This is a genomic window from Chryseobacterium paridis, assembly GCF_016595215.1.
Lineage (GTDB): Bacteria > Bacteroidota > Bacteroidia > Flavobacteriales > Weeksellaceae > Chryseobacterium > Chryseobacterium paridis.
Window position 1 is genome coordinate 55,939 of the sequence record NZ_JAENHK010000010.1, and the last position, 15,276, is coordinate 71,214.

Here is a 15,276-nt window from a genome sequence, read left to right on the forward strand (position 1 = left end):
ATATTTCTAAATTTTACAACAATGAGAAAATTAACTTTAATCGCTGTAACAGCTTTATCTTTAACAGCTTGTCGTGAGAATGATTCTATGTCAGATTCTTCTAAATTTGAAATGCAATCTGCTTCTGCAGAGTATATAACAGCTTCTGCGCTTCCTGTTACTACTGTAAGTGGTGCAATTACTACTAATACTACTTGGAGTGGTGTTGTTGAAATCGATGGAATTGTAACTGTTAAAGACGGAGCTACTTTGACTATCCAGCCAGGTACTTTCATCAAAGCAAAACCTAACACTACAAATACACCAACAGGAGTTTTGGTTATTGCTAAAACTGGTAAGATAAACGCTACAGGAACTGCTTCTCAGCCTATTATCTTTACAAGTTATAACCTTTTAGATGGAAAAGAGGCTACTAAAGCGACTCCAGGAGATTTCGGTGGAGTTATTATGTTAGGGGATGCTCCTACTAATAAGCCAACAACTACTGTTATCGAAGGATTATCAGGTGCTGATTTTCAATATGGTGGAACAAACGCAGCTCATAACGGAGGAACTCTTAAATATGTTCGTATTGAATTTGGAGGATATGACCTTTTAGCTCCTAACTCAGGAAATGAAATCAACGGATTAACTTGTGGAGGTGTTGGTAGTGGTACTACATTAGATCACATCCAGGTATCTTATGGTAAAGATGATTCATTTGAATTCTTCGGAGGTACTGTAAATGCATCAAACCTTGTATCTTTTGCTCCGGATGATGATAATTTCGATTTCGATTTCGGATATTCTGGAACTATTACTTGTGCATTAGCATTAGCTGATTACAATTCAACACACAGCCAAAGTGGTGGTGTTTCTGATACTAACGGTATCGAGTTGGATAATGACGGAACTGGTTCTTCAGCTTCTCCATTCACACACCCAACTGTTAAAAATCTTACTATCGTAGGTGCTAAGAGCCCTTTAAATGGTGCATTATATGAAAATGGTATCCACGTAAGAAGAAATGGTAAATTAACTTTAGATAACGTTGCTGTAACAGGTTACCCAGTGGGTGTATTGTTAGAAACAGTAGGTGGAGCAGCTGTAAATCTTTCAGATCTTAACTTTACTTCTGTACAGGCACATGGATTTACATTTGCTACAGCTTCTAAAGTAGGTTCTACTACTGCAGCTCTTACAATCCCTGGAGTTACTACTTCTACAACTAACCCTGCTAACGTTTGGGGAATGACTCAGCCATTCTTTAACGAAGCTCCGGCATGGAATGTTACTCCAAGAAATTGTGGTGATTTCAAAGGAACATGGACAAAATATAATTTTTCAATTGTACAATAATTGATCAACATGGGGTGGCACAACCTGCCATCCCATTTTTATTTTATTCTTTAAAATTTGTGATATGAAAAAAATAATTTTATTATCTGTTTTAGTTTTATCAAAATTAGTGTCTGCACAATATCCGGTTTGGACCAATTCTTTTAATTCTACAAGTGATATGCAAGGATGGTCTTTCCATGATCTGAACGGAAATGGAAACGGGTGGATACAAGGCCCGAATATTTATTTTAATGGTACTTCATTGGCGTACGGTCCATCAGGTTCTCTTCGTTATTCAATAAGCAATGTTCCTTCAGGATTTGTACCGGGATTTGCTACGGAAGATGACTGGGCTATTTCTCCTGCTATTGACCTTACTGCTTCAGGAGGAACTATTACACTGGCAGCTTATATCGGTAGACAGCAAACTTCGCATACGGTAGTGAGCAGATATTTATATATTTATGAGAGTACTGCTCAAAAACCAGTACCTGAGTTATCAGACTTCCAAGCATTGGCAGTAGATGCTAATGGTAACCAACTTGGAAGCCCTTATTTTATAAGTGCAGGAGGTAGCAATCCTTTTCCTGCTGATTTAAATCAGTATGTAGAAAGTCTTGTTGATCTTTCCGCTTTTGCAGGGAAAAAGATCTACATCGGATTGTGGTCAAACAGATTAACAGATGATGATACCAATGTACAGAATATCAATATCAACGAAATGGCGATCTTTACGTCGGTTCTAAATACACAGGATGTAAAAAAAGTAAAAAATTCTACTTCAATTATGCAAAATCCTGTTGCAGCATCTCTTATGCTAAAACTTAATCCAGGATTAAAGGAAAATGCTGTTACAGTTACTATATTTAACATGGCAGGACAATCAGTTCTTACATCTCAATACAAAAGAGAGATCAATGTTGCAGGGCTATCTTCAGGAAATTATATGGCTGTAGTATCAGACGGAATACTGTCTGAAAAAGTGAAGTTTATCAAAAAATAATTTTTTAAATGCAGGAAGTGCTTCCCCTTATTTCAATTTTTTATAGATGTAAAAAAACAACCATGTCAGAACTATCATTATAGGATTTATGTCACAACCTGCTTTATATACAATTTAAAAGTATTGCCCTCAGTCTGGCTTGGGGCAATATTTCTAAATTGAATTTTTATAATTAATATCATTACAATGAAAAAAATAATCGCCCTTTTTATTCTTACAGGTTTGCTATCATGTACCGATGAGGTAATGCAGCCTTATGATAAATCGCAGAGACCTGCGGAAATTAATATCAAGGGATATTCAAAACCGGATGTACTGCAATTAAGGCTTAACGGTAAACCGATAAGTATCAACGGAAGTACATCTTATACCAATACTATAGAAACCAAGCTAAGTTTTGTCGTTGATGAAGGAGAAACGGATCAGATTGAAATCTTCAATAATGAAAACGGAAAACGAATAGCCAATTATACAATCAACTTTAATAATACAGATCACTATAAGAATTTAAATTTCTTCAACCTGCCAGGAATTTATCTGCAGACTTATGTCGTAAAGCCTCAGGTTAACCTGGGAAAAGTAGGTTTTGAAATGATCTTTCCTAATTTGGGAGAATTTTCACATTCGCCTTTACAAGGAGTAAAAGGAGTATTGAAAAAAGAGAATGGAGATGTACTGGCTGAATTTGACAATATTGAAAAAAATAACTTTTCGCCATTAAATGTATATAGCTTTTTCAGTGTTACAGCACCGGTTTATTTAGAGTTGTATAAACCTGGAACTACTGATCCCTATTTTGGATCACAACTCATTAAAGTAAAAATAAAACAGGATATCGGAGCCAACCTGATTGTTCTGCAAGAGAAGCAGGAAAATGGCAATGTAGTGGTGGCTGGTGATATTGATATTGTAGACTATTTATAAAAATCTTTGAGGTCATACCATGAATAAATTTTTAAAGTTTTGTATACTGACAGTATTGTTTTTGAGTTCAATAGTTGTCAACTCCTGTAAATCTGAAGACGAGGCGATTCCTGACTTTCCTGAGGGAAGTGTAGAGTCCATTAATGTCTGGGTGCAGGACAATATGAAACGATATTATTACTGGGAAGATCAGATGCCTTCAAAACCAGATTATCATCTTCCGGTAAAGAAATTTTTCGCCAGTCTTTTATCACAAAATGATCGTTTCTCGAGTATTGTAAATACAGAAGATTCTTCAACCTATTTACGTACAGTCAGAAATATGTACGGTTTTGATTATGCTGTAATTCAACTTGCCAATGGACAAATAACAGCAGTGATAAAATTGGTATTGCAGGATTCCCCTGCTCAAAATGCTGGTTTGCGACGTGGAATGATCATGAAAAAGATCAATGGAAGTCTGATCAATGCTTCCAATGCAGAAAGCCTGCTTAACTCTATTCCGGATAATACAACCCTTGATCTGACAGTTGGAGATTGGGAAGCAGGAAATATCATCAATGAACAGGAAATCAGAGTTTATTATGGTTTTTCCCTTGATCAGCCCATCTTATCTAAGATTTTTGACCAAAATGGAAAAAAAACCGGATATTTATACATCTATGATTTTCCGGATGGATTGTCCCAGAGCCTTAATCAGAAATTTGCACAATTCAAGGCTAACGGAGTAAAAGATCTTGTCATAGATCTTAGATATAACTATGGCGGATCAGTGGCTTCTGCAGCAGCATTATGTTCAATGATCCCTTCAGGGATAACTGCTAATTCTCCTTTTATAACCTATAAAGGAAATAAAAATGGAGGTGAAGTTAAAAAAACGTTTTCGGAGCAGATTGCCTACGATGCTACGGCTCTCAGTTTCTCAGCACTTCACGCGAATACATTGGAATTAAACAGGGTATTTATTCTCACTTCCAGAAATACAGCATCAGCATCCGAAATAGTGATCAATAATCTTAAACCTTACATACAGGTAATACAGGTAGGAGATACAACGCTGGGGAAAGATATGGCAGGATTTGCAATATCAGATGACCGTAAGCCAAAGAAGATTTCCTGGCAGCTGCATCCAGTTATTTATAAAGTATACAATGCCAATGGGCAAGGAGAATACAGCAATGGTATTTCACCTCAGATTCCGATGAACGAATACATATCACTTCCTTTGGCTCAGTTGGGAGAGGCCAATGAGAGCCTGCTTCAGGCAGTATTGAATAAAATTTATTCAAAATCTGCTCATCAGGAAAACTCAAATAATAACGTGAAAATTCTTACAGAAAGTGAAAGACCTTTTTTAATACCAAGGCTTAAATAGTGATATTATTTAAGTAAAAAAAGAAAAGAACAACCAAATTATACTATATTTTTTTAAAATTGAATTCACCATGCAGGGAATAGAACCAAAAATACATCAGGAAGTGATCAAAAGAATGAATGATCTAGAACAGTTATTAAAACAAACCCCCGAACCGGATAGAACACATACTGATGAGATCTTTATGATGAATACAGAGCTATCAGCACTGTATGATGAGTATCTCAGCATAAAAAAAAGACTTGAAACCTGTATCAAGCTCTATAGAGTAAGACATGTTGAGATCAGGAAACAACTGACACAGAATATCAGAAAATTGAGACGTGAAACGATCAACCATAAATAGGCAATTTCCAGCTTGTTAATTATTGTTTTTATCGAAAAGAAGCAAATCAAGAACTTTTTGTGGTCAGGAAGTGAAAATCAATTGGAAAAAATTCATGTAAATACAATGTAAGGCATATAATTTCAATCTCATAGATACTAAAAATGATGTTTTTAGTATTTTTTTTGTTGAATTCCAGATTAACATAACATTATTAAGAAAATAAAAGCATTTTCTGATATTTTGTAAGTAATTTTGAAAGCTTAAATAAGTATGAACTTTTACTAGATTATTTGCGCTTTATGATCTTAATTGTCGATGATAACGAAAACAATATATATTCTTTAAAGAAGTTATTGGAATCCAAGAATTTTCTGGTGGATACAGCTAATTCCGGGGAAGAGGCATTAGGAAAAGCATTGAAAAATGATTATGCTCTTATTATTTTAGATGTTCAGATGCCTGGAATGGATGGGTTTGAAGTCGCCGAAATATTTGCAGGCTATAGTAAGACCAAAGATATTCCCATCATATTTCTATCCGCGGTAAACACCGAAAAAAGATTCATTACCAAAGGGTATGCTTCCGGAGGTAAAGATTACGTTACCAAACCAGTAGATCCGGAAATTCTTTTGCTTAAGGTTAAAACATTCTATAATTTACAAGAGCAGAACCTTGAGATGAAAAAAACTCAGGAGAGTCTGAAACTTGAGGTAAAAGGAAGACGCGAGTCCCAGGTTAGCATGAAATCTAAGATCGATCACTTTCACTTGTTGTTGGAAGGCTTACCACAAATTGCTTTTACATTAAATGAAGAAGGGATTGTTGATTTTGTAAATGGTAGATGGTATCAGTATTCAACTTCTGAGCAGGTTTTTCCTGAAACCTATCAGGATGATCTCGATATTAAGGCTGAGTTTGAAGCTTGCAGAAAAAAAGGAAAAGCCCTGGAATTGGAAACCCGGATAAAGAATATTGAATCCGGTGACTACCGATATCATTTATTGAGAATATCTCCTGTGTATGACGGAGTGGCCATCAAAAATTGGGTCGGAACATTTACCGATATTGATGATCAGAAAAAGGTTGAAAATGAAAAAGATGAATTTCTGAGTATAGCCAGCCATGAATTGAAAACTCCTCTTACAAGTATTAAGGCGTATGTACAGCTGCTGGATCGTAAATTAAAACTCGATAAAAATAGCGCAGAAGCAGGTTATGTAACAAAAGTACAGGATCAGATTGAAAAACTGAACAGCCTGATCGGTGACCTGCTGGATGTTTCTAAAATAGAAAATGGCAAATTGAAAATCAATAAAAAGCCTTCCAATCTGGAAAAGGTTATTGAAAATGCCATCGAAACCATAATTCAGACACATGATGAAGATAAAGTGAAAATCAAGCGTCATGGTCAAAAACCCGATATCCTGATTCCTTTTGATGAAATCCGGATAGAGCAGGTATTGATTAATTTCCTTACCAATGCTATTAAATATTCACCCGAAAATAATCAGGTTATCGTAACCACTTTTGTAGATGAAGAAGGAGTTAAAGTAAGCGTTACAGACTTTGGGATTGGTATTCCTGAATTTAAGCAGAAGGCTGTATTCCAAAAATTTTACCGTGTAGAAGAATCATCATTACAATTTCAGGGAATGGGAATAGGTTTGTACATCTGTTCGGAGATCATCAAACAACATCGTGGGACTATCGGATTATCCAGTATTCCGAATGAAGGTTCTACATTTTATTTCACTTTACCTTTAAACTAATTTTTTATGCCACAAAAAGTTATAAGAAACCTGCAATTTGGAGTTGGATTGTCCTTGTTAATTCTAATAGCAAGTTCAGTAGCATCCTATTGGAGTATTCAAAAACAAATGGAAAACAGGGAAAGTTTATCCAAAACCCGAAAATCCATTACTGCCGTAAAAGATGTTTTAATCGCCCTTTTAGATGCAGAAACAGCTAATAGAGGGTATCAGTTAACAGGTAAAGAAAACTTCCTGGAACCTTATAACCGAAGTATTGCAGCGTATCCTAAAGTGATAGCTAATGCCAAATCTTTAGAGGTTTCAGATAATACACAGAAAGAACGCATTTTGGTTTTAGAGCAAAATGTCAACAACAACCTGAGTAATCTGAAGAAATATGTTGAAAACAGACGGAAGGGAATAGAAATGACACAAGATCAGATCATTTTGAGCAAATCCTATATGGATAAATGCCGGAAGATCGTTCGTGATTTTGTAAGATATGAGGAAATTCAGCTCGAGATCAAAAATAAAGATCTTAATAAGTCTACCAATACAACGATTATTTTTATCCTATTATCTGCGATTGCGGCAATCGTAGTGACTACTGTTTTCTATCTTAAATTAAGAAGTGACCTCATTCGCAGAGATAAACTGGAAAAAGAATTAAAAGCGAAAGATGTTGAAATTACCAAACGTGTAAGCGCTATTCAGCAAGTGGCTAACAGAGTGGCAAATGGTGATTACAGCCAGAGGGCTATTGATAACTCTCAGGATGACCTGGGTGATTTGGTAGATTCGCTTAATAATATGACCGATTCATTAAAAAAATCATTCGAGAAAATAAATAAAAGCGACTGGCATCAGAAAGGGTTGGTTTTATTGAATGAATCATTGATGGGAAATAAGTCCGTTAAAGAAGTTACCAGAAATTCCTTAAACCATCTTATCGAGTATGGTGATGGTACAAATGGAGCGATCTATTTAATGGATGAAGGTAAATTACAGCTGGAAACTGCAGTAGGGTTAGAGGAAAATATGAAAAAATTCTTCGAACCGGGAGAAGGAATGATAGGACAGGTTTTCCTTCAGAACAAAACAAAAGTTTACAATGATCTTAACGAAAATGATTTTGCAGTAACATTTGCCAGTAGCAAAGTTAAAATCAATGGAATTGTAGTGATTCCAATAAGCTTAGATCGACAAACGATAGGAGTGTTGGAAGTAAGTTCTACTACTAATTTTGATCAGGACAGAATTAATTATCTGACTGACAGTTCCAGAAATATTGCAACGGCTCTTGGTGCAGCAAATGCCCGTGAAAAAGAGCAGCGATTATTAGAAGAAACTCAGGCACAATCAGAAGAATTACAGGTACAGCATGCTGAACTCGAAAACCTGAATACAGAATTAGAAGCCCAGACGCAAAAACTACAAGCCTCTGAAGAAGAGCTGAAAGTACAGCAGGAAGAGCTGATGCAAACCAATGCTGAATTGGAAGAACGTTCAAAATTATTAGAAGAAAAAAATCATCTGATTGCCGAACGTAATATGGAAATTCAGAAAAAAGCAGAAGAACTGGCGTTGAGTACGCAATACAAATCAGAGTTTTTGGCCAATATGTCTCACGAGTTGCGTACGCCGCTTAATTCGATTCTTCTTCTATCCCGTTTAATGGCTGAGAATCCTGATGAAAACCTTAATGAAGACCAGATCGAATCGGCAAAAGTAATCCAAAGTTCAGGAGGAAGTTTATTAACATTGATCGATGAAATATTAGATCTTGCCAAAATAGAATCCGGTAAAATGGTGTTAGAATATGATGATGTTGCTATTGACGATGTTGTAAAAGATCTCCGCAATTTATTTAATCCACTCGTTAACGAAAAAGGGATTCGGTTTGATCTTATAGTAGAAGACGGACTTGAGAAAACTTTTGAAACGGATCGATTACGACTAGATCAGGTATTACGGAATTTATTATCAAATGCCTTCAAATTTACTTCTGAAGGGAGCATTGGCTTACATATTAAAAAAGATCCTGAAAAGAAAGACTTTATTATTTTCAGTGTTAAAGATACCGGAATCGGAATTCCGGAAGATAAACAGAGAATTATTTTTGAAGCATTCCAGCAGGCTGATGGTTCCACCCAAAGAAAATTTGGTGGAACAGGTTTAGGACTGTCTATCAGCCGTGAAATTGCCAAGTTATTAGGAGGAGAGCTATCACTTACCAGTACAGTGAATGAAGGAAGTGAATTCAGTTTATCAATTCCTATGCATTCGGAGATGAAAGCAATACCAGTTTCTTCTGATATGGATCTGGTAGAAACCATACAGGAAGATGTTGAAGAAATTAAAAATATTATCGGGTATGAAGAACCTGAGGTGGTGGCATCAGTCAACACTTTAGAAATACCTGACGAAGTAGCCGACGATCGGGATACCATTACAGATGACGATAAGGTCATTTTAATTATTGAAGACGATACGAATTTTGCTAAAGCACTTTTGAAATATGCCCAAAGACAAAATTATAAAGGAGTAGTGGTTGTAAGGGGAGATCATGGCTTGTCTGCTGCATTACAATATCATCCTGTTGCCATTTTACTGGATATCCAGTTGCCGGTAAAAGATGGATGGCAGGTGATGGAAGAATTAAAATCGAATCCACAGACCAAACCGATTCCTGTCCATATGATGTCATCCTTGAAGGTGAAGAAACAGGAAAGTCTGATGAAGGGAGCTATTGACTTTATCAATAAGCCTTTTGCTTTAGAACAGATGACGGAAGTCTTCAGAAAAATTGAAGAAGCTATTCGAAAGTCACCTCAAAAAGTTTTGATCGTAGAAGAAAATGCAAAGCATGCCAGTGCATTGTCCTATTTCTTAAGCAATTTTAATATCTCGTTATCCGTAAAAGATAATGTAGAAGACAGTGTGAGAGCTTTGACCGAAGAAGAAGTTGACTGTGTTATCTTAGACATGGGACCGGCAAGAGGTAACGGATATAAAATTATTGAGTCTATTAAAAGCTATGAAGGCTTAGAGAACCTGCCTATTATTATTTTTACAGAAAATAATCTATCATCCTCCGAAGAATTAAAGATTAAACAATATGCAGATTCTATTGTCGTAAAGACTGCTCATTCTTACCAGAGAATATTGGATGAAGTTGGTTTATTTTTACATTTGGTTGAAGAAAAAAATAGTGCAGAAGCTCCAAGAAATAAGAATTTAGGTTCATTAACCGAAGTTTTAAGTGGAAAGAAAATTCTGATCACAGACGATGACGTTCGGAATATATTTTCACTGACCAAAACTTTAGAAAAGTATAAAGTTGAAGTGATTTTAGCAATGGATGGAAAGCAAGCGCTGGAACAGATCAAAGCCCATCCTGATATCGATGCTATTTTAATGGATATGATGATGCCTGAAATGGATGGTTATGAAACCATTCAGGAAATTAGAAAAAAACCAATGTTTACCAGACTACCTATCATTGCTGTAACAGCAAAATCAATGATCGGGGATCGTGAAAAATGCATTACAGCTGGTGCCTCAGATTATATATCGAAGCCGGTGGATGTAGACCAGCTCTTGTCTTTATTACGCGTTTGGTTGTATGAAAGTTAAATAACACACAATACTGATGAAAAAGAAAATTTTGATTGTGGACGATGATCCACGGAATATATTTGCACTCAAACTAACCCTGAAATCAAGGGGTTATCAGATGGAGAGCTGTACCATGGCACAAGAAGCCATCCAGCTTTTACAGGAAGATGATGAAATTGGAGTTGTGCTGATGGATATGATGATGCCTGAAATGGATGGCTATGAAGCCATTAAAGTTATTCGCAGTACGCCGTCTATCAGTCAGGTACCTATTATTGCCGTTACGGCGCAGGCTATGCAGGAAGACCGTCAGAAATGTTTGGATGTAGGAGCACAGGACTATGTGAAAAAACCTATTGATGTAGATGTATTATTAACTGCTCTGGAAAAACTTCATTAAATGTTAGAGCCGAGTATTGTAAAAGATGAAGATGTAGAGCAACTGATCAAAGATGTTTACCAGTCGTATGGATATGATTTTTCCTTGTACAGCAGAGCATCTTTCAAGCGTAGGATTAATCGCATCTGCCTGATTGATAAATTTACCAGTTTTGCAGAATTGCGATATACTGTGCTTAATGATCCGGATTATCTGAAACATTTTATTGAGGAGATCACGGTGAATGTGACAGAAATGTTTAGGGATCCTTATTTTTTCAAAGCATTAAGGGATAATATATTGCCGCAATTGGGAACCTATCCTTTGATCAGGATTTGGGTAGCTGGCTGCTCAACGGGGGAAGAAGCGTATTCAATGGCCATATTACTGAAAGAGGCTAATCTCTATCATAAGTCATTGATCTACGCTACAGACATTAATCCGTCGGTTTTAGAGACCGCACGGGCAGGAGTGTTCCCACTACAGCAAATGAAACTATACTCTGAAAATTATATCCTTTCCGGAGGTAAAAAAGATTTTTCAGATTACTATACCGCAAATTATGACAGCGCAAGGTTTGATAAAAGCCTGCAACAGAAATTAATTCTATCTACTCATAATTTAGTATCTGATAGTTCTTTTAATAGTTTTCAGTTAATTATATGTCGTAATGTGTTGATATACTTTGACAGATTACTTCAGGAGCGTGTGTTTCAACTTTTTGATGACAGTCTGGAAAATTTGGGTTATCTGGCCTTGGGTTCTAAGGAAACATTGCGGTTTTCCAATCTAAGTAAATATTATCATCAGGCTGATGATCAAAAAATCTGGAAAAAACTGGATCTTCATTAATATATAATATGAAAAGGATGGATGTTAATACTGAACTAGTCGTAATAGGAGGATCAGCCGGGAGTCTGGAGGTTATTTTAGATATGATCAAAAAACTGGATTCTGAGATCAGTTTCGCTATTATTCTTGTGGTTCACCGGAAAGCACAATCGGTTAGTATTTTGCCAACTTTACTGCAACAATTTTCGCCTATTGAAGTAACGGAAATTGAAGACAAGACAGAAATAGAGAACAACCATATTTATATAGTGCCTGCCGATTACCATCTGCTATTTGAAAGCAAACATCTGGTCTCATTGGACAGTTCTGAAAAGATGAATTATTCAAGACCGTCCATTGATGTTACCTTTAAATCAGCTGCTGAGATCTATGGGGAAAGTCTTATTGGAATTCTTTTATCCGGTGCCAATGCGGATGGTGTAGAAGGGTTACAGTACATTAAAAGAAATAAAGGAGCTGTCTGGATTCAGGATCCCGATACAGCCGAAGTCAATTATATGCCCAAACATGCTATTGAAGGGGTTGCTTATGATCTGATCATTTCACCAACAGATTTAGCAGAACACATTAACGGATTAAATAAGCTTTAAAATTAAACTACCATACTATGAGCAAGAAGAAAATTTTAATTTTTGACGATGATAAAACAATTTTAGATATAGCAACCATTATTTTTGAAGAGAATGGTTACGAAGTGGGAATTTCAGAAACGTCACATGATATTATCGACAAGGTTTCCGAATTTCAGCCTGATGTGATTTTGATGGATAATTGGATTCCTAATATTGGTGGAGTAGAGGCAACAAAGCTTTTGAAAAATCATGAAGAGTTCAAGAAAATTCCTGTTATCTATATAACGGCTAATAATGATATCAATGCATTAGCAGAAAGTGCTCAGGCAGATGATTATATTGCAAAACCATTCAATCTGGATGATCTTGAAGAAAAGGTGGCTAAATATTTAAAAGATTAAAGCTAAATAAATCGCTTTCTTATTATAAAGCGACCTAATAAAAAATCCTTACTTTAAAATGGTGAGGATTTTTTATAATTTATTGGTATTAAAAGCTCTATGATCATGAAAAGTTAGAATCATTTGCCGTAGGTGCTCTTAAGTTTTCGTATCATCAATCGTACTCCGTTCACTGTATCTTCATTGAATGAGTTGGTAAATACAATATACGCTAACGAATGAGTCTTATCAATTTGTACCATTGAATAATACGTTCCCGCAGTCCCCGAATGAGTGGACCAGTTTATATTATTTTCCAAGACAGTAAACCAGCCAAATGAATATCCTGGAAAATGATTATGAATGTAATTATAGGTTGAAGATTTTAAATAATTATTCTTTCCTTCAAGTCCCAAAAGGTTCAGCTGTATAAATTTGATATAGTCTTTCAGTCTGATATTAAGATCTCCGGAAGGTTCTGTATAATCCAGCTTATAATCTGTATTGGATGCAATAGGAGTCAGTTTTCCGTTTTCAAATGAATGTCCCCAGGTATCTTTTTTGGTTTGATTGTCGGGCCAGGAAAATTGGACATCCAAATGCAGATCTTTATTAAATACTTTGTCTACCAGCTGTTCCCAACTTTGATGTGTTACCTTTTCAAGCATCAGAGTAGCTAAAGTATATCCTGCATTTGAATAAACAAATGGGTGTTCAGGATCTGCTTTCACCGGATCCAGAGTCAAAACAAATTTCCCGAAACTTTCTCTTTTCTCTTGTTTATTTCCTTTAAAATCAGGAATTGCCGGATCATTCTCTCCCTGAAAAGGCTGAATCAAGGCTCTGTGTGATAACAATTCTTCCAGCGTTATGTGTGCATATTCTTTTCTTGCATCTTTTTTCCATTCCGGGAAAAGGGTGAAAAATTGATCATTCCACTTGAGTTTACCCTTTTCTACATATTTTGCAATAATGAATGCTGTCAGCGCCTTGGTATTCGATCCGATATGGAAACGGTCTTCTAATGTGGCGGGCTCTGGCAAAATAGCAGAATGAAAGCCGGTTGCAGAAATTTCTTTAATATCCTTATCCGTAATTACGGCATAACTTACTTCAGGAATAGAGTAGGCTGATCTCAATGAGTCAATATATTTTATTGACTGTTGTGCAAATGTGAACCTTGAGGTCAAGCACAATACGAGAGACAAGTAGATATTTCTATACATTATTCTTGCGATTATTTGACAAATGTAATTATAAACGGTAGAAAAAATATTTCTTTTTTATGAAAATAAATGCGGGTTCATAAGGTGAAAGATGTATATGTAAATTAATTTTTTTAAAAATAAATATAGTTGACTATATAGTTGCATATATTTTTATATATTTGATGAATTAATTGATCTATCCTATGAATGATGATTTTATAAAAGAACTTGGTTATAAAGCACTTGATTCAAGATTTAAGAGAATCAGCGAAAAGATGGCTTACAGTGTAAAAAAGCTGTATAAAGATCTTGATTATGATATAGAGCCTAACTGGTATCTCATCTTTATGATCTTGAGAGATAAGGGCGAATTATCACTGGTAGACATTGCTGAAAGCTTAGGATATTCGCATCCATCTGTTGTAATTACTGTAAAAAAAATGGCTGCTAAAGATTATCTGGATGTGAAAAAAGATGATTCCGATAAAAGAAAGCAAATCGTATCCCTTTCTTCAAAAGCTATCAGACTCATGCCAGAATTTGAAATGCTTTGGAATAGCTGTGAGGCTGCTATTTTAAATGTAATACAGGAAGATCTGACTATTTTAAATTATCTGGACGGGATCGAATCAGCACTTGAAGAAACATCATTTTATAACAGATTCAAGCAGGAATATAAAAAACACTTAAAATAAAACCTATGAAAAATATAGTAGTCCTTTTTCTTTCTCTATTCTGCGTATTTTCATATGCAAAAGAGACAAAAATTACCGTAAGAGCAAAAGCCAAAGATGCTAAATTTATAGGAAGCTCTTTAGGAGGAGCTTATGTGATCATCCGAAACAAAATCAACAATACCATCTTAGCAGAAGGAAAGACAAGTGGAAGTACAGGGAATACAGACCTGATTATGAAAGTTCCCAAGCTGAGAGAAAGCTCAATTGCAGATGATACCACGGGAAAGTTTTTAGCAACGCTGAATATTGATGAACCTACATTTATCAGCATTGAAGTATTATCTCCGTTTAATCATAAACAAGCACAGGCTAAAGTAAGCACAGAACTTTGGGTAATTCCCGGAAAAGATATTTTGGGTGATGGAATTATTCTTGAAATACCAGGCTTTATCATTGATATTTTAAAACCTCGTACGCACCAATATATTACTTTAAACTCTATCAGTGGAAAACCTTTTCAGATTCAGGCCAATATTGTTATGATGTGTGGGTGTGTGATCGATAAAGGAGGAGTATGGGACTCTGATAAATTTGAAACAAAAGTGATTCTTAATAAAGATGGAAAATTTGTAGGTGAAAGCAATCTGTCTTTAGTATCTACAAATCTTTTTGAAGGTAATATATCCATTTCCACCCCTGGAAATTATGAACTATTCGTATATGCCTTTGATCCCAAAACAGGAAATACCGGGGTAGATAAAATAAATTATGTGGTCTATTAATATATAGTTGTAGTATAGCTATTATAAGCAATGTTTACCTCTTAAGGAAGTGATTAAAAGGTTGGATTTAAATTTTGAATTAAACTATGTTTTCCATGCATTTTTTT

At 35.5% G+C, this 15,276-nt stretch carries 14 protein-coding genes; 13 read left to right on the forward strand and 1 reads right to left on the reverse strand.

All coding sequences use genetic code 11. From position 1 onward, the window contains the following. Positions 1-21: 21 nt before the first annotated feature. The 11 genes from JHL15_RS10095 to JHL15_RS10145 all read left to right on the forward strand — a co-directional run bounded on the left by JHL15_RS10095 (position 22) and on the right by JHL15_RS10145 (position 12,523). Positions 22-1,338, forward strand: coding sequence for a hypothetical protein (locus JHL15_RS10095; protein WP_200245494.1), 1,317 nt, complete (start codon positions 22-24; stop codon positions 1,336-1,338). A gap of 64 nt (positions 1,339-1,402) precedes the next feature. Next, positions 1,403-2,323 (forward strand): T9SS-dependent choice-of-anchor J family protein, encoded by a 921-nt coding sequence (locus tag JHL15_RS10100; RefSeq protein WP_200245495.1) that lies wholly within the window; start codon positions 1,403-1,405, stop codon positions 2,321-2,323. A 186-nt stretch (positions 2,324-2,509) separates the two neighbouring features. After that, positions 2,510-3,247, forward strand: coding sequence for a hypothetical protein (locus JHL15_RS10105; protein WP_200245496.1), 738 nt, complete (start codon positions 2,510-2,512; stop codon positions 3,245-3,247). A 61-nt stretch (positions 3,248-3,308) separates the two neighbouring features. Continuing rightward, positions 3,309-4,622: a S41 family peptidase gene (locus JHL15_RS10110; protein ID WP_234047743.1), complete on the forward strand. Its 1,314-nt coding sequence runs from the start codon at positions 3,309-3,311 to the stop codon at positions 4,620-4,622. Between the two features lie 70 nt (positions 4,623-4,692). Continuing rightward, positions 4,693-4,968 (forward strand): hypothetical protein, encoded by a 276-nt coding sequence (locus tag JHL15_RS10115; RefSeq protein ID WP_200245500.1) that lies wholly within the window; start codon positions 4,693-4,695, stop codon positions 4,966-4,968. 281 nt (positions 4,969-5,249) lie between these two features. After that, positions 5,250-6,719 (forward strand): hybrid sensor histidine kinase/response regulator, encoded by a 1,470-nt coding sequence (locus JHL15_RS10120; protein WP_200245502.1) that lies wholly within the window; start codon positions 5,250-5,252, stop codon positions 6,717-6,719. A 6-nt stretch (positions 6,720-6,725) separates the two neighbouring features. Then, positions 6,726-10,337, forward strand: a complete 3,612-nt coding sequence (locus tag JHL15_RS10125; RefSeq protein WP_200245503.1) for a response regulator — start codon at positions 6,726-6,728, stop codon at positions 10,335-10,337. 37 nt (positions 10,338-10,374) lie between these two features. After that, positions 10,375-10,719, forward strand: coding sequence for a response regulator (locus JHL15_RS10130; protein ID WP_317193028.1), 345 nt, complete (start codon positions 10,375-10,377; stop codon positions 10,717-10,719). Further along, positions 10,720-11,550 (forward strand): CheR family methyltransferase, encoded by an 831-nt coding sequence (locus tag JHL15_RS10135; protein WP_200245505.1) that lies wholly within the window; start codon positions 10,720-10,722, stop codon positions 11,548-11,550. Positions 11,551-11,567: 17 nt separating this feature from the next. Further along, positions 11,568-12,140 carry a chemotaxis protein CheB gene (locus tag JHL15_RS10140; RefSeq protein WP_234047744.1) on the forward strand — a complete coding sequence of 191 codons (573 nt, stop codon included), beginning with the start codon at positions 11,568-11,570 and terminating at the stop codon, positions 12,138-12,140. A 17-nt stretch (positions 12,141-12,157) separates the two neighbouring features. Further along, on the forward strand, positions 12,158-12,523 hold the full coding sequence (locus JHL15_RS10145; protein ID WP_200245507.1) for a response regulator: 366 nt from the start codon (positions 12,158-12,160) through the stop codon (positions 12,521-12,523). Positions 12,524-12,642: 119 nt separating this feature from the next. Here the strand turns inward: JHL15_RS10145 and JHL15_RS10150 are convergent, their stop codons facing one another. After that, on the reverse strand, positions 12,643-13,641 hold the full coding sequence (locus JHL15_RS10150) for a serine hydrolase domain-containing protein (RefSeq protein ID WP_200245508.1): 999 nt from the start codon (positions 13,639-13,641) through the stop codon (positions 12,643-12,645). 272 nt (positions 13,642-13,913) lie between these two features. Between JHL15_RS10150 and JHL15_RS10155 the strand changes: the two genes are divergently transcribed. After that, positions 13,914-14,405 carry a MarR family winged helix-turn-helix transcriptional regulator gene (locus JHL15_RS10155; protein ID WP_200245509.1) on the forward strand — a complete coding sequence of 164 codons (492 nt, stop codon included), beginning with the start codon at positions 13,914-13,916 and terminating at the stop codon, positions 14,403-14,405. A 5-nt stretch (positions 14,406-14,410) separates the two neighbouring features. Beyond that, a complete protein-coding gene (locus JHL15_RS10160) occupies positions 14,411-15,169 on the forward strand; it encodes a hypothetical protein (RefSeq protein ID WP_200245510.1) in 759 nt (252 codons plus the stop codon). Positions 15,170-15,276 lie beyond the last annotated feature (107 nt).